The organism is Priestia sp. 53B2 (genome assembly GCF_056099005.1).
Genome location: NZ_JBLZXA010000128.1, coordinates 1 through 205 on the forward strand (window position 1 = coordinate 1; position 205 = coordinate 205).

At 53.2% G+C, this 205-nt stretch carries 1 rRNA gene; it reads right to left on the reverse strand.

Annotated elements, in window-relative coordinates:
- Nucleotides 1-205: ribosomal RNA gene (locus tag ACN6NE_RS31465) — 23S ribosomal RNA — on the reverse strand; the annotation flags it as partial.

The following is a 205-nucleotide window of genomic DNA, read 5'->3' on the forward strand; positions in this document are numbered from 1 at the left end:
CGGCTCCGCCTTATCAGCTTAACCTTGCATGGGATCGTAACTCGCCGGTTCATTCTACAAAAGGCACGCCATCACCCGTTAACGGGCTCTGACTACTTGTAGGCACACGGTTTCAGGATCTCTTTCACTCCCCTTCCGGGGTGCTTTTCACCTTTCCCTCACGGTACTGGTTCACTATCGGTCACTCGGTCGTATTTAGCCTTGG